Consider the following 19,058-nt stretch of genomic DNA (forward strand, 5'->3'; position numbering starts at 1 on the left):
GCCCCGCCCCCGAACGAAAGCACCGCATGTCGCTCACAACACGCTCTCGGCGCACCCCGGTCGTCGACGACGAACCCGCCATCCCCCAGCGCGGAGGCGGACGCGGCGGGTACTGGCTGTACCTGCTGCCCGGCTTCGTCCTGCTGCTGGTCATCGTCATCGTCCCGCTGGTGTGGAACGTCTACCTCACCTTCACGAGCTGGAAGGGGGTGCGCGCACCGGAGTTCATCGGCGTCGACAACTGGATCAAGCTCGTCGGCGACGACGCGTTCTGGACCTCCTTCCTCAACTCCGTGTGGATGGTCATCGCCATGGTGATCGTGCCGACGATCGTCGGCCTGATCGTCGCCGCGCTCCTGTTCGACGTCGTCGGACGCAAGTTCGGCGGCCGGGTCGGCAGCTTCCTGCGCGCGACCTACTACCTCCCGCAGATCCTGCCGGTGGCCGTCGCCGGCATCGTGATCGGCTGGATCGTGCGGCCGGGCGCCGACGGCGCCCTCAACCAGCTGCTGGCCGCCGTCGGCATCGCCCCCGTCGACTGGCTGGGCCAGATGCCCTCCGCGCTCATCGTGCTCATGGTGGTGCTGGTGTGGGTGCAGATCGGCTATCCCGTGGTCGTGTTCATGGCGGCGCTGCAGCGGGTCGATCCCGAGCTGTACGAGGCCGCCGAGCTCGACGGCGCCAACTGGTTCCAGCGCTTCGCGTCCATCACCGTCAGCATCATCCGTCCGGAGATCTTCGTCGTCACCCTCACCTGCACGATCGCGGCGCTGAAGGTGTTCGGTCCGGTCTACGTCATCACCCGCGGCGGCCCCGCCGGCGCCACCCTCGTGCCGTCGTACTACGCCTACCAGGAGTTCTTCACCAAGCGCGACGTCGGCTACGGCGCCACCATCGCGACGGTGCTGACGATCGTCGTCGTCATCGTGTCGATCGTCTTCATCCGGGTGCAGAACTCCCTCGAACGCAAGGAAAGGGCGGGCCTGTGATGGCTGCCGGAACCGTACTCACGACCGCGATCCGTCCCCGACGCGCCCCGCGCGGACGCGGCGGCATGGTCACCAAACGCGGAGTCGACTGGCTGATGCTCGTGCTGGTCGCTGTCGGCGCCCTCCTGGTGATCGCGCCGTTCTACCTCGTGCTGGTCAACTCGTTCAAGTCGCCGACCGACTACGCGAACTCGGGTCCGCTCGCCCTGCCGCACGCCCTCGACTTCACCGGCATCACCAAGTTCTGGGAGCGGGTCAACTTCCCGCAGAAGGTCTGGAACTCCCTCTTCATCTCCGGGGTGGTCGCCGTGCTCGCGGTGCTGATCTCGATGCTCAACGCGTTCGCGATCGGCATCGGCCGCGTCCGCGGCCGCACCTGGATCGTGCTGCTGTTCCTGCTGGCGAACCTGCTCCCCCAGGAGGCCCTGCTCTACCCGCTGTACTACATGTTCAAGTCGGTCGGCCTCTACGACAACGTGTGGTCGGTGATCATCATCTTCACGGTCGTCCAGGCCGCGTTCGGCACCTACCTGCTGTCGTCGGTGTACGGCACCTTCCCCAAGGAGGTGCTGGAGGCGGCATCCCTCGACGGCGCCGGACGCTGGACGATCCTGTGGCGCGTCGTCTTCCCGATCAGCCGTCCCACGCTGTCGGTGCTGCTCATCTTCTTCTTCATCTGGACGTGGAACGAGTTCCTCATCCCGCTGACGTTCCTCGCCTCGAACGCGAACCAGACCGTGCCGGTGGCGATCAGCGTGCTCCAGGGCGACCGCCTCATGGACGTGACCACGACCAGCGCGTCGGCCCTGCTCGGCATCATCCCGACGCTCATCTTCTTCCTCATCTTCCAACGCACCCTCACCCGGGGCATCACGGCAGGAGCAGTCAAGTAATGAAGTTCACCGACGGGTTCTGGCAGCTGCGCCCCGGAGTCACCGCGCTCTACGCGCAGGAGGCGTACGACCTGTGGCAGATCGCCGACACCCCCGACGGCCCCGGACTGATGGTCACCGCGCCCACCGCGGTCATCGCGCGGCGCGGCGACGTGCTCAACCGGCCCGTGCTGACCACGACCCTCTCCTCGCCCGCCGAAGGGGTGATCCGCGTGCGGATCGCGCACCACACCGGCGCCGCGTGGCACGGTGGCTTCCCGATGCCGGGGGCCGGCGGGTCGGCCGACCGCGTCGAGATCACGGAGACCGAAGGTCTCGTCCGCGCCGGCATCCTCACCGCTCGCGTCAGGGCCGGCGCCCCGTGGGACCTCTCCTTCGAGGTCGACGGCCGCCGGGTCACCGGCAGCGGCCACAAATCCCAGGGCTATCTGCGGGTGGCCCCCGACGCTCAGGTCGACACCGGCATCGTCGGCAACGCCCGGGCCGGGCAGCGCACGGACACCGCCCCCGCCTACGTGCACGAACAGCTGGAGCTCGGTGTCGGCGAGCTCGTCTACGGCCTCGGCGAGCGCTTCGGCCCGCTGGTGAAGAACGGGCAGACGGTCGACATCTGGAACGCCGACGGGGGCACCTCGAGCGAGCAGGCCTACAAGAACGTGCCGTTCTACCTCACCACCCGCGGCTACGGCGTGCTCGTCAACGACCCCGGCCACGTGTCGTTCGAGGTGGGGTCGGAAGCCGTCGAGCGGGTGCAGTTCTCGGTGCCCGGCGAAGTGCTGGAGTACTTCGTGATCGCAGGGCCGACGCCCGCCGACGTGCTGCGCCGCTACACGGCCCTCACCGGCCGGCCGCCCGTGGTACCGGCATGGTCGTACGGCCTGTGGCTGTCGACGAGCTTCACCACCGCCTACGACGAGGCGACCATCACCTCGTTCATCGACGAGATGGCGGCCCGCGAGCTGCCGGTGTCGGTGTTCCACTTCGACTGCTTCTGGATGCGCGAGTTCAACTGGTGCGACTTCGAGTGGGATGCCCGCGTGTTCCCCGACCCCGACGGCATGCTCGCGCGGCTCCACGAGCGCGAGCTGCGCGTGTGCGTCTGGATCAACCCCTACATCGCGCAGCGCTCGCCCCTGTTTCGCGAAGCGGCGGATGCCGGCTACCTCGTGCGCCGCGCGGACGGCTCGATCTGGCAGTGGGACCTCTGGCAGGCCGGCATGGGGCTGGTCGACTTCACGAACCCCGCTGCGACCGCGTGGTATCAGGAGAAGCTGCGGGCGCTGATCGCCCAGGGCGTGGACTGCTTCAAGACGGACTTCGGCGAGCGCATCCCCACCGACGTGGTGTGGGCCGACGGCAGCGACCCGCAGCGCATGCACAACCTCTACACCGAGCTGTACAACCGGGCCGTCCACGACGTGCTGGTCGCCACCCGCGGCGAGGGCGAGGCCGTGCTGTTCGCCCGTTCCGCCACGGCGGGAGGGCAGAGCATGCCGGTGCACTGGGGCGGTGACTCGACCTCGACCTTCACCTCGATGGCCGAGACGCTGCGCGGAGGTCTCTCGCTCGCGATGAGCGGCTTCGCGTACTGGAGCCACGACATCGGCGGTTTCGAGGGCACGCCCGATGCCGCCGTGTTCAAGAGGTGGACGGCGTTCGGTCTGCTCAGCTCGCACTCGCGCTTCCACGGGTCGGACTCCTACCGCGTGCCGTGGGCCTTCGACGAGGAGGCCGTGGCGGTGACGCGCCGCTTCACCCACCTCAAGATGCGGCTCATGCCGTATCTGCATCAGCTCGGCGTCGACGCGGCGCGCACCGGCATCCCGCTGCTGCGACCCCTGGCGCTGGAGTTCCCGGGCGACCCGGCCGTCGCCTACCTCGACCGCCAGTACATGCTGGGCCCGTCGCTGCTGGTCGCGCCCGTGATGTCGGCGGACGGGGAGGTGGAGTTCTACCTGCCCGACGGCGAGTGGACCTCGCTGCTGAGCGGCGAGCGCGTGAGCGGCGGACGGTGGCGGCGCGAGACCCACGGGTTCGATTCCCTGCCGCTGTACGTGCGGCCGGGCGCGGTGCTGCCGTGGGGCGCGCGCGACGACCGGCCGGACTACGACTACCTCGACGGTCTTGAGCTGCGCGTGTTCGCGGGCGGCTCCGGGACGCGGGAGGTCGTCGTCACCGCCCCCGACGGTCGCCGCCAGACGTTCGAGGTCGACCTGGACGCGCCGACCCCCTGACCCGGCCGTCGGGTGTTCGGGTTCGCGTTCGCGTTCGCGCGTTCGCGGATTCGGAGAATGGCGACAGATGCGGATGCCGTGGGCCGCAGCATCCGCATCTGTTCACGTCCTCCGCATCCGCTGCGGGCGCGTCGGCTCCTCCCCAGCCGTGGCGGTCCGGCGAGTCGTGCACGACAGCGCGCGGATCAGCGTGCGGAGGCGTGCGGGCGGGCAGGCTCGGACCGTGGGGATCCGAGAGCTGGTGGAGGCGGGTGGCGGCATCGTGCATCGGCGAGCCGTGCTGGATGCCGGCATCCGCCCCACCACGCTGCGAGCGGCCATCACGGCGGGTGCGCCGCTTCTGGGTGGCCACGGACGCGGCCCCGGCCGCGCTCGTGCACGCGGCGGAGGTCAGTGCGCGGGTGGCCTGCGTGTCGGCGGCTCGCCACCGCGGCTGGTGGCTGCCGCCGGAGATCCCGACGGGTCCGCACCTGCACGTGCCCGCCCACGCGCAGCGCCCTCGACCCGACGAGCGCGACGGGGACGGCGTGGTCGTCCACTGGGATACGCCGCTGGTGCCGTCGCACCCGCACGTGCTCGTCGAGTCGGTTCCCGACGCGCTGGCGCACCTCGCCCGGTGTCTGCCCCACGAGGATGCGCTCGTCGTGTGGGAGTCCGCCGTACGCCGCGAACGGCTCGACCCGCACGTGCTGCGGCGCTACCGCTGGCGCACGCCCGATGCGCGGCGACTGGCGGCGGAGGTCACGGGCCTCAGCGATTCCGGCCTCGAGACGCTCTTCGTCTCGCGGTTACGTGGGATCGGCCTCGACGTCCGCCAGCAGGTGCTGCTGCTCGGACACCACGTCGACGGCCTCATCGGCGAGCGACTCGTCGCGCAGCTGGACGGCTTCGCCTTCCATTCCTCGGCCTCCGATCGGGGCCGAGACCTGAGCCACGACCGCGAGCTGACGGCGCGCGGGTACACCGTGCTGCGCTTCACCTACGCCGAGGTCGTGCATCAGTGGCCCCGGGTGGAGGCCGCGATCCTCCGCGCGGTCGCGCAGGGCCTTCACCTCGCGCGCTGACACCCCGCCGCCACCGGATTCGGATCACGTCACCACATGCGGATGCCGCGAGCCCTCGCATCCGCATCTGCTGCCCATCTCCGAATCTGCGGCAGGGCGCCCAGCCCAGCCCAGCCCGCACCGGATTCGGAGCAGCGCAACAGAATCGGATGCCGCGCGCCGCAGCATCCGATTCTGTTGGCCATCGCCGAAACCGGCGGGGGTCAGACGAGCGACTGCTTCCAGGCGCTGTGCAGCTGGGCGAACTTGCCCGTGCCGGCGATCAGCTCCGCCGGGGTGTCGTCCTCGATGATGCGGCCGTGCTCCATCACGAGCACCCGGTCGGCGATCGACACGGTCGACAGCCGGTGGGCGATGATGATCGCGGTACGATCGGCCAGCAGCGTCTGCAGCGCCGACTGGATCTGACGCTCGCTCGGGATGTCGAGCGACGCCGTGGCCTCGTCCAGGATGAGCACCGCGGGATCGGCGAGGAACGCGCGGGCGAACGAGATCAGCTGACGCTGTCCGGCCGACACCCGGCCGCCGCGCTTGTTGACGTCGGTGTCGTACCCGTCGGGCAGCCGCTCGATGAACGTGTCGGCGCCCACCGCGCGGGCCGCAGCCCGGATCTCCTCGAACGTCGCGTCGGGCTTGCCGAGCGCGATGTTGTCGGCGACGGTGCCGCTGAACAGGTACGCCTCCTGCGTCACCATCACGATCGCGCGACGGAGGTCCTTCGGATGCAGCGACCGCAGGTCGACGCCGTCGAGCATGACCGCGCCGTGCGACGGGTCGTAGAACCGCGACACGAGCTTCGCGAGCGTCGACTTGCCGGCGCCCGTCGTGCCGACCAGGGCGATCGTCTGCCCGGCGGGGATGTCGAGCGAGAAGTGCGGCAGGATCGTGCGGTCGTCCGCGTAGCCGAACACGACATCGCGGAACTCCACGTGACCGGACGCCTTCCAGAGGTCGACCGGACGCACGGGGTCGGGAACGGTCGGCTCCTCCTCCAGCACGCCCGACACCTTCTCCAGCGCGGCCGTGGCCGACTGGTAGGAGTTCAGGAACATGGCGACTTCCTGCAGCGGCGAGAAGAAGTTCCGCACGTACAGGACGGCGGCCAGCAGGGTGCCCACGAGCAGGGTCCCGTCGACCACCCGCAGACCGCCCCAGAGGAGCACGCCCGCGACGGCGAAGGCCGAGACCGCCATCATCCCCGGCTCGAACGTGCCGAACAGCCGAAGCGAGCGCATGTTGACGTCGCGGTACTGTCCCGACAGGTCGCCGAACTCCTCGTCGTTGCGAGGCTCCTTGCGGAAGGCCTTCACGGCGCGGATGCCGGTCATCGTCTCGACGAACTTCACGATCACCTTGGCGCTGACCACGCGCGACTCCCGGTATGCACGCTGCGAGTTGCGGTAGAACCAGCGCATCAGCAGGTACAGCGGGATGCCCGCGACGGCGAGGATGACGCCCGACTGCCAGTCCAGCAGCAGCAGCGCGATCAGCGTGAACGCGCCGTAGAGCACGCCCGAGACGAGCTCGTTGAGCCCGCCGTCGAGCAGCTCGCGGATGGAGTCGAGGTCGCTCGTCTGGCGCGAGATGATGCGGCCCGACGTGTACGACTCGTGGAACTCCAGGCTGAGCCGCTGGGTGTGCAGGAAGATGCGGGTGCGCAGGTCGAGCATGACCGCCTGCGTCAGCCGCGCGGCCACGACCGCGTACCAGCCGATGAGCGCCGCCCCGCCGATGCCGGCGAGGAGGTAGACGGCGACGATGACGATCGTCGGCATCCAGTCGGCATCCTGCATGGCCTGCGGCAGCGCCGTGTTCAGGCCGTACGCGATCAGCGCGGGGCCCGCGACGCGCAGCGCCGTGGAGACGACGAGCACGGCCAGCGCCAGCACGAGCTGCCACCGCAGCGGGTCGACGAGCGAGCCCAGCAGGCGCAGCGAGCGCTGGCGGATCGAGCGCGACTCGGCGCGCGTGTAGTCCGAGCGGTCTTCACCGGTGGTGCCGGCGACGGACGCCGTGCCTCCCGTTGAGCTCATCGGTTCACCTCCGTCTCCCGCAAGCGGGTGTTCTGTTCCTCGGCGTCTTCCAGACTCGAGATGACGTGCCGGTAGTGCTCGCTCGTGCGCAGCAGCTCGGCGTGGGTGCCGACGGCCGTGATGCGGCCCTCCTCCAGGAGCGCGACCCGATCGGCGAGCATCACGGTCGACGGCCGGTGGGCGATGACGAGCGTCGTGGTGTCGGCCATGACCTCGCGGAGGGCGTCCTCGACGAGCGCCTCGGTGTCGACGTCGAGCGCCGACAGGGGGTCGTCGAGCACCAGGACGGCCGGGCGGGCCGCGATGGCCCGGGCGAGCGCGAGCCGCTGGCGCTGTCCACCGGACAGCGACAGCCCCTCCTCGCCGATGACCGTGTCGACCCCGTCGGGCAGGTCCTCGACGAAGCCGGCCTGCGCGACGGCGAGCGCTTCGCGCAGCACCGCCTCGGCCTCGGGGCTTCCCGCGGCCAGGTCCTCGCGGCCGAGCAGCACGTTCTCGCGCACCGTCTGCGAGAAGAGCGTCGAGTCCTCGAACGCCATCCCCACATGCGTGCGCAGCTCCGTGAGGGTGAGGTCGCGGACGTCCACGCCGTCGACCGTCACGCGTCCGCCGGTCACGTCGTACAGGCGGGCCGGCAGCGTCGTGAGCGTCGTCTTGCCCGAACCGGTGAGGCCGACGAGGGCCATGGTCTCCCCCGGCACGAGCGTCAGGTCGATGCCGTCGAGGAGGTCGCGCTCGCCGTCCCCGGCATCCTGGTAGCGGAAGTGGACGCCCTCGAACGCGAGCGCGCCGCGCGACGAGCCCAGCACGACGGGGGCCGCGGCGTCGGTGATCGTGTTCTCCTCGTCGAAGACCTCGAAGATGCGATCGCTCGCCGTGCGCGCGTCGAGCAGGAACGAGAAGAGGAAGCCGATCGACTCCATGGGCCAGCGGAGCACCGTCGCCATGGCGAAGAAGGCCACGAGCTCGGCGATCGACAGCTGGCCGAGCTGCTGCAGCACGATGCCGACGCCGAGGCACAGGGCGAACGCGATCTCCGGCAGCAGCACCAGCCAGAACCAGATCCAGCCGACGGCGCGCGCCTTGCTCAGCTCGGTCTCGCGCAGCGTCTCGGCCTGCCGGGTGAACTTCTGCAGGGCGTGCTTCCCCCGCCCGAAGGCCTTCAGCACGCGGATGCCGTGCACGCTCTCCTCGACGCTGGTCGCGAGGTCGCCGGCCTGGTCCTGGCTCTGGCGCGCGAGGGTGCCGTACGTCTTCTCGAACCGGTAGCCGGCGTACCAGAGGGGTGCGCACACGATGAGGAAGGTGACGCCGAGCGCCCAGTGCCACCGGAAGAGCAGCGCCATGCCGACGAGGATGGTCAGCAGGTTGACGACGAGCAGCACGATGCCGAAGGCCATCCAGCGGCGCAGCATGCTGATGTCCTGCATCATGCGCGACAGCAGCTGGCCCGACTGCCACCGGTCGTGGAACGCGACCGGCAGGCGCTGCAGCCGCTCGTAGAAGCTCGTGCGCAGGTCGTACTCGACCTTGGTCGACGGCGCCAGCACGAACCAGCGCCGCAGCCACACCATGACGGCCTCGAGCAGGCCGAGCACGAGGATGATCGCGGCGCCCCAGACGAGCTGGCTGCGGTCGCCGGCGCTGGAGGCACCGGCGGCGATCGGGCCCTGCACGAGCACTTCGAGCACGAGCGGGATCGACAGGGCGAGCAGGCTCGCGACGAGGGCGCTGACGGCGCCCAGGATCAGGCGCGGCAGGACGGGTTTGGCGAAGGGGTACAGCCGGGCGAGGGCGCGGACGGTGGACAGGCGCTCGACGGGCTCGAGGTGCTCGGAGGAGGAGGTCATGATCCTTGCGAAGGGGTGGAGCGGATGCCGAGGTCACGGGTCGGCGATGAGTGACGGAGGGCGCACAGCGGCGCGGCAGGACGAGACGGGGCCCTGTCGGAGAGAACGCGCGGCGGGACGATGCCGCCGAAGGAGGAGGCGCGGCGCGTTATCCCCGGCCGACTCCGGCGGCCTCGAACGCGCGCGGGGCGACGGCCGAGGGACGGAGGAAGGCGGGCTTCGTGGTGACGATGGCCGTGGACATGGCTTCCTCCAGGGAGTCGGTGAACGGGGACCGCGCGCCGCCCGTGCGGCGACAGGGGCGCGACAGCCCTCCAGCCTATGCCGACCTCTCGCCCCGCCGCAAGGGCGGTCTTCCGATCAGGCCGCGGACTCGCGGGCGAGCAGGGCCCGCTTCACATCCAGGCCCCACGCGAAACCGCCGAGGGCGCCGCCGGTGCGCAGCACGCGGTGGCACGGCACGAACAGGGCGGGAGCGTTGCGGGCGCAGATGGATGCCGCGGCGCGCACGGCGCTCGGGCGGCCCAGAGCGGCCGCGAACTCCGCATAGGTGAGCGGGCTTCCCGGGGCGATGCGGCGCAGTGCCGCCCAGCCGTCGAGCTGCAGGGCGGTGCCGGTCTGCGCGACGGCCACCTCGTCGATGGCCGCGAGGTCGCCGTCGTAATAGGCGGCGACCGCGGCCGCGGCATCCGTCCGTCCCTCTCGCACGTCGCTCGGCGGCGAGGCCAGCCGGTGCAGCACGTCCGCCGGCTCGGCGGTCCACCCGCTGGCCAGTACGCGGCCGCGGTCGTCGGCGAGCAGCGTGAACGGGCCGTCCGGCGTGTCGACCGTCTGCAGGGTGGCGCTGTGGCGGGTGGCGGTCATGGGGTGCTCCGTTCGGGGGATGTGCGGGCCGGGCCGGGCGCGGCCGTGGGAACCGACGCCCGCCACAGGTGGGCGGTCAGGTAGCTGCGCCAGGGGGCGGCCCGCGTCGCCCAGGCGTCGTAGCCGCGGGGGTCGGAGGGGATGCCGACGGCTGCGGCGCCCGCGCGGACCGCGACGTCTCCCGGCAGCGTGATGTCGGGATCGCCGAGCACGCGCATGCGCACGTAGTCGGCGGTCCACGGCCCGATGCCGGGGCGGGCGAGCAGCGCCGCACGTTGCTCGGCGCCGTCGTCACCGGTCGTGAGCTCGAGCGTGCCGTCGGCCAGCGCGGCCGCGGCCGCGGTCACCGCCCGGATGCGCGCCGCGGGGCCGCGCAGCACATCGGCGCCGTGCTCGGCGATGGCCGCCATCGTCGGGAACAGGCGGTCCATGCCGTCGTGCGCATCGACGCGTTCTCCCAATGCCGCCGTGAGCGCGGTGAGCGCCGTGCGCGCCGCCGCGACCGAGATCTGCTGGCCAATCATGGCGCGGATGAGCATCTCGTGCGGGTCTGCGGCGCCCGGCACGCGGATGCCGGGGACGGCCTCGACCAGCGGGGCGATGGCGTCATGGGCGGACAGGGCCGCATCGACAGCGAGCGGGTCGGCGTCGAGGTCGAACAGCCGACGCACGCGCGCGACGAGCACGGGCAGGTCGGCGAGGTGGGTGAGCCGGGCGCTGAGACGCACCCTCCCGGCGTCGTCGAGACGGATCGCGAACCAGACCGGACCGCCCGCCAGACGCAGTACGCGCGCGAACGAGTCGGCACCGGCCGTCTCGATGCCGTCGACGGCGCGCGCCCGCATCCAGGCGAAGAGGCCGGAGGCGTCGAGCGGGCCGCGATGCGGCAGCAGCAGATCGATCGTTCCGGCGGCGGGCACGCCGGCCGCCGCCGTGGGCCGGCGGGCGCGCAGGGCGCTCGGCGTCAGCCCGAAGACCTCCCGGACGGTGTCGTTGAACTGACGCACGCTCGCGAATCCGGCCGAGAAGGCGACGTCCGCGACGGCGAGATCCGTCGACACCAGGAGCAGGCGTGCCGTGTGGGCGCGCTGGGCGCGTGCGAGCGCGAGAGGGCCGGCGCCCAGCTCGGCCGTCAGCAGCCGGGTGAGATGGCGCGGCGAGTAGCCGAGCCGGCGCGCGAGCCCGGGCACCCCCTCCCGTTCGACGATCCCCTCCGCGATCAGCCGCATCGCGCGGCCCGCGACGTCGCCGCGCAGGTCCCATTCGGGGGAGCCGGGCGCCGCTTCGGGCAGGCACCGCTTGCACGCCCGGTATCCGGCCTCGTGCGCCGCGGCGGAGGTCGGATAGAAGGTGACGTTCGCCGCCTTCGGCGTGCGCGCCGGGCAGCTCGGACGGCAGTAGATCCCGGTCGAGCGCACCGCCGTCACGAACTGGCCATCGAAGCGCGCGTCCCGCGCGTCGATCGCGCGATAGCGTTCGTCGAACGTCATCGCGGCGGAGGCGTCGACGGGGCTCATGCGACTAGCCTGACACGCCCCCGTACCCCCGGCTCGCGGAAATCGGACACGGCAGCGACGGCCGCGCCGGCCGCCCCGCCGCCGGGCGCGCGGGATCAGGCCGGCGCGACGCCGGCACGGCCGCCGGCGGCGCGGGCCGCCTGGGCCCGCCGCAGCTCGAGGTCGGCTCCGAGCTCGGACGCGAAGACGGGATGGGCGCGGATGATCCGGGCGATGAGCTCGGCGGGCAGCACGAGCACCGTCGTGGATGCCGTGGCGACGGCGGTCACGAGAGCCGGCTCGCGCGTCACCGCGGCGGTTCCCACGAACTCCCCGTCGCGGAGGTCGCCGCAGGCGACCTCGCCGCGCCGCGTCGGAGCCGTCAGCCGCGCCGCGCCCTCGACGAGGTAGCTCACCGCGGACGGCACGACCCCCGCACGACCCAGGTACTCCCCCGGCGCGTACTGCTCCACCCGGCACGCGCTGAGCGCCGCCTCGTGCAGCTCCGCATCGAGGTGGAGGGCGCGCGCGACGTCGTCGACCACCGTGCGGAGCCGGTTCTCGGTCGCGGCCGTATCGGGTGCGACCTTGTCGAGGGCGAGTCCATGTCGCCGTGCGGCGTACCACAGGCGTCCGAGAAAGGCCGCGATGGTCTCGTCCGACTGGCTCGGCGCGGCGACCGGGATCTCCACGGTGTAGGCGCCGGCGCCGCCGTACTGCACGCCGGAGGGGACCTCCGCCAGCCTCATCGGCAGATCGTCGGCGGTACTGCGCAGCAGCGCCGCCACCTCGTGCGGCGCATCGCCCGGCGCGAACACGACGGGGACGACGACGGTGAACGGCCCGGCCGGTCGACTCAGATTGCGAAAGGACGCCCCGGCGAGCGTCGCGTTGGGGATCACCTGGAGTCCCGAGCCGGTGTCGATGTGAAGAGCACGCCAGTTGACTTCGACCACCCGGCCCGCCGCCCCGCCGGTGTCGATCCAGTCGCCGAGCTTGAACGGCTGCTCGAACAGCACCAGCAGGCCCGAGACGATGCCCCCGGCGGCGTTCTGCAGGGCGAGGCCCACGATGATGGACGTGACGCCCAGGGTCGCGATCAAGCCCTCGATGTCGGCGTTCCAGACGACCTGGAAGAGGATCGCGAGCCCGACCACGACGAGCACGAGCCGCACGATCTCCACGAAGATCGTCGGCACGCGCTCCCGCCAGGTGCCTTCGCGCGCGGACGAGAAGAGGGCGACGTTGAGACCGCTCAGCAGGAGCAGGATGAGCAGGAAGCCGAGGAGCGTGCCGACGATCCTCACCCAGATGAGGTCCTGATCCGACCGTGTCGCGAACGCGAGCAGGGCGACGAGGGCCGCCACCGGGACGACCGCGTTGCGCAGGAGCAGCAACGGCCGCACGGCCGGGTTCCGACGCCGGCGGAGCACGCCGATGATCTCGGTGAGCGCCACGAGGACCAGCGGAACGCCGACGGCGAGCGCGGCGGCCCACCACACCCACCCCTCGGCGAGCACGGGGATCATTCCGTGACCCGCCAGACCGCGCTCGTCCGCCCGGAGGCGTCCACGGCACCCACCTCGGTGAACTCCCAGAGGCCGTGCACCCGGTCGTGCACCGCGTCGCTGACGTACACACCCGGCGCATCCACGGCGCGTCGGACGCGGCTGGCGAGGTCGACGGCGTCACCCCAGAGGTCGTAGGCGAGGCTCGAACGGGCGACGAGGCCGCTCGTCACCGCGCCGGTGTCGACACCGGCGCGAAGCTCCAGACGCGATCCGGTGCGCTCGTTGAACCGTCGGACGTGCGTGTGCATCTCGAGGGCGAACTCGACGGCCCGACGCGCGTTGTCCACGCGCGGGATCGTCAGCCCGCAGCTGGCGAGGTAGCCGCCGCGAAGGGTGCGCACCGACTCCACGCCGACGCGCTCCGCCGCCTCCTCGAAGCCACGCATGAGTTCGTTGAGCGCGTGAGTCTCCTGCTGACCGTCGAGCGCGCGGGAGAAGTCGTCGACACCCATCAACTCCGCATACACGACGGCCACGTCCTCGTGCTGCTCCGCGATCGTCTGCTCGCCCTCGCGGTAGCGCGCCGCGAGACTGTCCGGCATGAGGGTGCGCAGGAGCCGCTCGTTCTCCTCGCGCTGGCGATCGATGAGATCCTGCTTGATCTGCAGGCCCGCGGCCATCTCGTTGAAATCGCTCGACAGCTCGCCCATCTCGTCGGCCCCGCCGACCGCCACCCGCACACCGTAGTCGCCACCGGCCACGCGGCGAACCGCCTCCGCGAGCCGGCGCAGCGGCGCGGTGAACGCCTGCGCAAGCAGCAGCGACAGCACACTGATGACGAGAGTCAGCCCCAGCACCGACAGCAGCAGCGTGCGGGTGAAGTCGGCGACCGGCGCGAACGCTTCGGACGTCTCCATCCGAGCCACCACGACCCAGTCGAGTCCTTCGATGTTCGCCGGCCCGTAGGCGGTGATGCTCTCCGCGCCGATGTACTGCCCCGAGATCATCGTTCCCGACTGCCCCGCCAGCGCACGGCGCACGGGCTCCTGGTCCACGCTCTGCAGGATCGTCGAGTCGCCGACCTCGACGATGCGCTCGGCATCCGCGGCGGAGGTCCCGTTCTCGATCACCCCCTGGGCGTACGTCGTCGGCGAGGCGATCAGCTCTCGCGAGTTCGACCGCATGAGGCCGTCCGTACCGGCGAGGTACACCTCGCCGGTGTCGCCCAGACCCTGGGTCGTCCACTGCTGGTACCCGGTGGTGACGTCGTTGATCCACGACACGGGGATCTGCAGGGCCATCGCCCCGGTGACACCGGACTCGTCGCCGATGGGAGAGACGACCCACATCGTCGCCGCACCCTGCGCCGGGGCCCACGACTCGATGTCCGTCGTCACGACGGTGTCGACCGAGTTGGTCGCCATCGCCTTCCGGTAGCCCTCGGCGAGTCTGCTGTCGCGGAACGGGCCCTCGTCGAGGCTCGTCCCGAGCGCGGGAGTGTTGTACGTGCTGAAGACCACGTCCGCGTCGAGGTTCATCACCAGCACATCCTGGTAGCCGACCGTCTCGACGAGATTCGCGAAGTAGCCCTGCGCGGATGCGTGCGCCGCGCTGTAGGCGCTGCCGTCGCCCGGATCCTTCAGCTCGAGGGATGCCGAGGACCCGCCGCCCTGCCGCGTGTACCAGTACTGCAGGTAGGCGCCCGCGGCACTGTCCGGGAGGAACGCGGCATCCGTGTACTGCTCGCCCGTCCGCTTCTCCAGCCCCGGGAGGAAGGAGCCGCGGTAGTAGTCCTCCACGGCCGCACGCTCCGCCGGCGTCACCGTCGCGGACGCCAGCGCCGCCCACCCCGCGTTCAGGGCGATCGACGCCTCGCGGGCACTGGAGTTGTCGGTCGCGAGCGACGCCTCTCGCTGGATCTCGCCGATCAGCGCGGAGACCTCACCGGCGCGCAGCTCGCGCGCGGCGGTCAGCTTGTCGATGATCGCGTCCTGGAGGGAGTCGCGGCCACTGATGTAGCCGATCGTGCCGACCACGCCGGCCGAGACGATGCCCACCGCCAACAGCATGATCAGCAGACGCGACTGCACGCTCAGCCGCCTGCGCGGGCGCCGTTCCCGATCTCCGACATGTCCCACGCTCGCACCCGACATGCGCATTCCCTCCCCAAGTTCCCTCACTCTAGCGGCCGGCCGCGGCGCCGCCGCGACGGCGCCGGCCACCGGCGAGACCGCGGCGTCACAAGCCGTCCGGTCGGGGCGAGAGCCATCGGGCACCGTACGCCCGAAGCGACTCCCGCCGCTGCGGGTCGATCAGGAACACATCGATCCCGCCGTCGTACGGCGCGAGCAGCCACGCGAGGTGCGGCATCGCGATCACGACATGGGCGTCGCCCGTCGCCGCGAGCTCGAGCAGCAGGTCCGCGCCGTCACGGCGCACAGCGGTGTCTGCCCAGAAGTACCCGACCGTGTCGCCCGTCGTGGGATCGGGGGGCAGCCCCCGCCGCCAGGCCCGTCGCGCCGGCAGTGCCGCCGCGCTCCACCCGGCAGCCCCGTCGGGCGCGCCCCAGTCCTCGGCGATCGCGACCAGGCTGGCGGAGGGCTCCCCGCGCAGGAGGTACGAGAGCACCTCCTGCTGTCGACGACGCACTTCCGCGCGATCGTCCTCGTCGGCCGCCGGCCGCGCGCCGTCCGGCAGGGTGTGGAACCGAAGCCAGCGATCGGGATACGCGCGTCGGAGCGCATCCCCGGCGGGCTCGGCGTCTGCCCAGAGGTCACCCCACGTCGCGGTCAAGGACGACAGCTCGCTCGCGTCGTCGGCGCCGTCGAAGCTGCCCGTCGGTCTGTCGATGATCATCGCCCCGCCCCTCCTCGCCCGCCCGCACACGCGTGCATGACGCGCACCCGACGCGCCGCGGGCCTCCATCCTGCCACCGGACGAGTCCGACGCGCCCGGCGCGTGCCGCCCCCGTCGCCCCGCGCGGGCTCACGGGGTCGTGCGCGGTCGACGCAGCACCCCGGCCGCGGCGATGCCGGCGCCGATCAGGAGCACGGCGGAGGTCATCACGGCGGTGTGGAAGCCGTCGGATGCGCTGGCACCGGTCAGGGCGACGGCGCCGAGAAGGGCGGTTCCGAACCCGCCGCCGAGATCGTACGAGATCTCCTCCAGTGCGGCGGCTCCACCGACCTCGTGCACGCCGGCGGAGGAGATGATGAGGTCGTTGGCGGCGACGGCGGAGATCTCGATGCTGAGCCCGGCCAGCGCCGTCGACACCGCGAACACGGCGAGGTCGAGGGGTTCGCCCCAGAGCGCCAGCGCTGCCAACGCCCCGCCGGCGAGGGCGAAGGTGGCGGTGAGGGCCGTGCGGTGTCCCCATCGCCGGAGGACCCGCGGCGAGAGGAACGCGCCGACGATGGTCGCCAGCGCCAGCGGCACGAGGGCGACGGCGGCGTGCAACGGCGTGAGCCCGCGTTCGAGCTGCAGGTAGCGGGCGAACTGCAGCTCCAGCCCGACGAGGGCGAACATCGCCACGGCGATGGCGGCGAGGCCCACGGAGAAAGCCGTGTTGCGAAACAGCGCGACGTCGAGCATGGGCTGCTCGCCGCGGCGTCGGAGCCGTCGCTGTCGGGCGACGAAGGTCCACCCCGACGCGACCGCGACCAGCATCCCGCCGATGAAGACCTCGACGTGATGCTCGGCCAGGCTGTTCGCGGCGACGGCCGCCGTCAGCACCGCGGCGATCGCGAGGCCCTGGCTGCCCAGGTCGGCGCTGCCCGGGCGGTCGGACCGCGACTCCGTCACCCAGACGGCGGCCGCGACGACGACGAGGCCGCCGAGCGGCACGTTGATGAGGAACACCCCACCCCACCAGCTGTGCTCGACGATGAACCCGCCGATGACAGGCCCCGCCGCGGCGGCGGCCGCCGAGGACATCGACCAGATCGCCACGGCACGCACCCGCCGCTCCCGATCCGGATAGGCGACGCGCAGCAGCGACATCGTGGGCGGAAGCACCGCGGCGGCGCCGACGGCCATGACCACGCGCGCCGCGATGAGCGCGGCGGGCGTCCACGCGAAAGCCCCGAGAGCGGAGCCGAGGATGAACACGCTCATCCCGGCCATCAGGAACAGTCGACGCCCGTACCGATCGCTGAGCACGCCGGCCGACAGCAGCAGCGGTGCGATCACGAACGGGAAGGCATCGATGATCCACAACAGCTCCGCGTCGTCCGCGTGCAGCTCGCGAGCGATGGTCGGGGCGGCGACGTGCAGCACGGTGACGTCGATCGAGATGAGCGCAAGCGCTCCGCAGACGGTCGCGAGCACGCGCCGCGCTTCGCGCGCGGACGGGCTCCGCCCCTCGCGGGCGTGCGCCCCGACGTCTTCCATGACACCCATGGTGGCCGGACGCGGCGCGAATCGCGAGAACGGATCCGATCGATTCGGAGCCGCGTCGGCGGGCGGTGCCGGCAGACGGAGGCGGCGCCGCTCAGTGGAAGAAGTGGCGCTCCCCCGTGAAGAACATCGTCACCCCGGCCGCCCGGGCCGCGTCGACCACTTCCTGGTCGCGCACCGAGCCGCCCGGCTGCACGATGGTGCGGATGCCGGCGTCGATGAGCACCTGCGGACCGTCGGCGAACGGGAAGAACGCGTCGGATGCGGCGACCGAGCCGGCCGCGCGGTCGCCGGCGCGCTCGACGGCCAGGCGGCACGAGTCGACCCGGTTGACCTGGCCCATGCCGATGCCGACCGTCGCGAGGCCCTGGGCGAGCACGATGGCGTTCGACTTCACGGCGCGGCAGGCCTTCCACGCGAAGATGAGGTTCTCCATCTCCTCGGGGCTGTCGGGACGCTCACCGGAGACGAGCTCCCAGTTCTTCGCGACCGACTCGATGTCGTCGGGGAAGCGGTCCGCGTCCTGCAGCAGCAGTCCGCCCGACAGCAGCCGGACGTCCATGGGCTCCTGGCGCCAGTCGGCCGGCAGGCGCAGCACGCGCAGGTTCTTCTTGAGCTTGAAGACCTCCAGCGCCTCGGGCTCGAAGTCGGGGGCGACGATCACCTCGGTGAAGATGTCGCGCAGGTTCTCGGCCATCTTCAGCGTGACCGTGCGGTTGGCCGCGATCACGCCGCCGAACGCCGAGACCGGGTCGCACTCGTGGGCGCGCAGATGCGCCGACGCGATGGGATCCAGCGCGTTGGGCGCCGCCACCGCGATGCCGCACGGGTTGGCGTGCTTGATGATCGCGACGGCGGGCTTGACCATGTCGAACGCGGCACGCAGCGCCGCATCGGCGTCGACGTAGTTGTTGTACGACATCTCCTTGCCCTGCAGCTGCTCCGCCTGCGCGATGCCGTGGGCACCGGCACGCGTGTAGATCGCGGCGCGCTGGTGCGAGTTCTCCCCGTAGCGCAGGGTCGCCAGGCGCTCGGCCTTGATGGTCAGGTGCTGCGGCAGCTCGCCCTCGGCCTCGAGGGTCTCCTCGGCGAACCACGTCGCCACCGCCCGGTCGTAGGCCGCCGTGTGGGCGAACGCGCGCGCGGCGAGCTCCCGCCGCTGCGCGAGCGAGGTGCCGCCGGCATCCAGCGCCTCGACGATCGCGGGATACGACTCGGGCGAGACGGCGATCGCGACGTTGGCGTAGTTCTTGGCCGAGGCGCGCACCATCGCCGGGCCGCCGATGTCGATCTGCTCGACGACGGCGTCGCCGACGGCGCCCGAGGCGACCGTCTCCACGAACGGGTAGAGGTTCACGACGACGAGCTCGAAGGGCAGGATGCCGAGGGCTCCCAGCTGCTCCTCGTGGTCTTCGAGGCGGAGGTCGGCCAGCAGCCCCGCGTGCACGCTCGGGTGGAGCGTCTTCACGCGGCCGCCGAGCGACTCCGGGAACCCGGTGACCTCCGCCACGTCCTTGACCGCGATGCCGGCGTCGCGCAGCAGCGCGGCCGACCCGCCGGTCGACACGATCTCGACGCCGGCGGCATCCAGCGCCTGGGCCAGCGGCAGCAGACCGGTCTTGTCGCTCACGGAGATGAGCGCGCGCCGCACGGGGACGAGGTCACGGGATCGGTAGAGGGCGGGATCGACGGCAGGACCGGCCATGCAGGGCTCCAGTGTTCGGTGTGG

The 19,058-nt window shown here is 71.7% G+C and carries 13 protein-coding genes; 4 read left to right on the forward strand and 9 right to left on the reverse strand.

The window, feature by feature from the left end; translation table 11 throughout:
• Positions 1 to 26: 26 nt before the first annotated feature.
• From AC1Q49_RS06875 to AC1Q49_RS06890, 4 genes are all read left to right on the forward strand, one after another.
• Complete coding sequence (locus AC1Q49_RS06875) at positions 27 to 989, forward strand: carbohydrate ABC transporter permease (protein ID WP_060960735.1); 963 nt, start codon at positions 27 to 29, stop codon at positions 987 to 989.
• On the forward strand, positions 989 to 1,882 hold the full coding sequence (locus AC1Q49_RS06880; RefSeq protein WP_082734265.1) for a carbohydrate ABC transporter permease: 894 nt from the start codon (positions 989 to 991) through the stop codon (positions 1,880 to 1,882). The genes AC1Q49_RS06875 and AC1Q49_RS06880 overlap by 1 nt, the downstream gene beginning before the upstream one ends.
• Complete coding sequence (yicI, locus tag AC1Q49_RS06885; RefSeq protein WP_492491271.1) at positions 1,882 to 4,116, forward strand: alpha-xylosidase; 2,235 nt, start codon at positions 1,882 to 1,884, stop codon at positions 4,114 to 4,116. The genes AC1Q49_RS06880 and yicI overlap by 1 nt, the downstream gene beginning before the upstream one ends.
• Positions 4,117 to 4,367: 251 nt before the next feature.
• Positions 4,368 to 5,180, forward strand: coding sequence for an endonuclease domain-containing protein (locus AC1Q49_RS06890; protein ID WP_492491272.1), 813 nt, complete (start codon positions 4,368 to 4,370; stop codon positions 5,178 to 5,180).
• Between the two features lie 203 nt (positions 5,181 to 5,383).
• Here the strand turns inward: AC1Q49_RS06890 and AC1Q49_RS06895 are convergent, their stop codons facing one another.
• The 9 genes from AC1Q49_RS06895 to purH all read right to left on the reverse strand — a co-directional run bounded on the left by AC1Q49_RS06895 (position 5,384) and on the right by purH (position 19,034).
• Positions 5,384 to 7,213, reverse strand: coding sequence for an ABC transporter ATP-binding protein (locus AC1Q49_RS06895; protein ID WP_101306800.1), 1,830 nt, complete (start codon positions 7,211 to 7,213; stop codon positions 5,384 to 5,386).
• A complete protein-coding gene (locus AC1Q49_RS06900; protein ID WP_101306801.1) occupies positions 7,210 to 9,063 on the reverse strand; it encodes an ABC transporter ATP-binding protein in 1,854 nt (617 codons plus the stop codon). The genes AC1Q49_RS06895 and AC1Q49_RS06900 overlap by 4 nt, the downstream gene beginning before the upstream one ends.
• Positions 9,064 to 9,423: 360 nt before the next feature.
• Positions 9,424 to 9,927 (reverse strand): methylated-DNA--[protein]-cysteine S-methyltransferase, encoded by a 504-nt coding sequence (locus AC1Q49_RS06905; RefSeq protein WP_061781848.1) that lies wholly within the window; start codon positions 9,925 to 9,927, stop codon positions 9,424 to 9,426.
• Positions 9,924 to 11,444, reverse strand: coding sequence for a DNA-3-methyladenine glycosylase 2 family protein (locus AC1Q49_RS06910; RefSeq protein WP_101306802.1), 1,521 nt, complete (start codon positions 11,442 to 11,444; stop codon positions 9,924 to 9,926). The genes AC1Q49_RS06905 and AC1Q49_RS06910 overlap by 4 nt, the downstream gene beginning before the upstream one ends.
• Before the next feature lie 95 nt (positions 11,445 to 11,539).
• A complete protein-coding gene (locus tag AC1Q49_RS06915; protein WP_101306803.1) occupies positions 11,540 to 12,952 on the reverse strand; it encodes a mechanosensitive ion channel domain-containing protein in 1,413 nt (470 codons plus the stop codon).
• Complete coding sequence (locus AC1Q49_RS06920; protein WP_198553636.1) at positions 12,949 to 15,024, reverse strand: adenylate/guanylate cyclase domain-containing protein; 2,076 nt, start codon at positions 15,022 to 15,024, stop codon at positions 12,949 to 12,951. Before AC1Q49_RS06920 ends, AC1Q49_RS06915 begins: the two co-directional genes overlap by 4 nt.
• 148 nt (positions 15,025 to 15,172) lie before the next feature.
• Positions 15,173 to 15,790, reverse strand: coding sequence for a DUF3885 domain-containing protein (locus AC1Q49_RS06925; protein WP_492491273.1), 618 nt, complete (start codon positions 15,788 to 15,790; stop codon positions 15,173 to 15,175).
• 129 nt (positions 15,791 to 15,919) lie between these two features.
• The gene (locus tag AC1Q49_RS06930; protein ID WP_157831638.1) at positions 15,920 to 17,323 is read right to left on the reverse strand and encodes an MFS transporter; all 1,404 of its coding nucleotides are present in this window, start codon (positions 17,321 to 17,323) and stop codon (positions 15,920 to 15,922) included.
• Between the two features lie 100 nt (positions 17,324 to 17,423).
• Positions 17,424 to 19,034 (reverse strand): bifunctional phosphoribosylaminoimidazolecarboxamide formyltransferase/IMP cyclohydrolase, encoded by a 1,611-nt coding sequence (purH, locus tag AC1Q49_RS06935; protein ID WP_061781852.1) that lies wholly within the window; start codon positions 19,032 to 19,034, stop codon positions 17,424 to 17,426.
• Positions 19,035 to 19,058 lie beyond the last annotated feature (24 nt).

This window comes from Microbacterium sp. MPR-TSA4 (assembly GCF_058792815.1).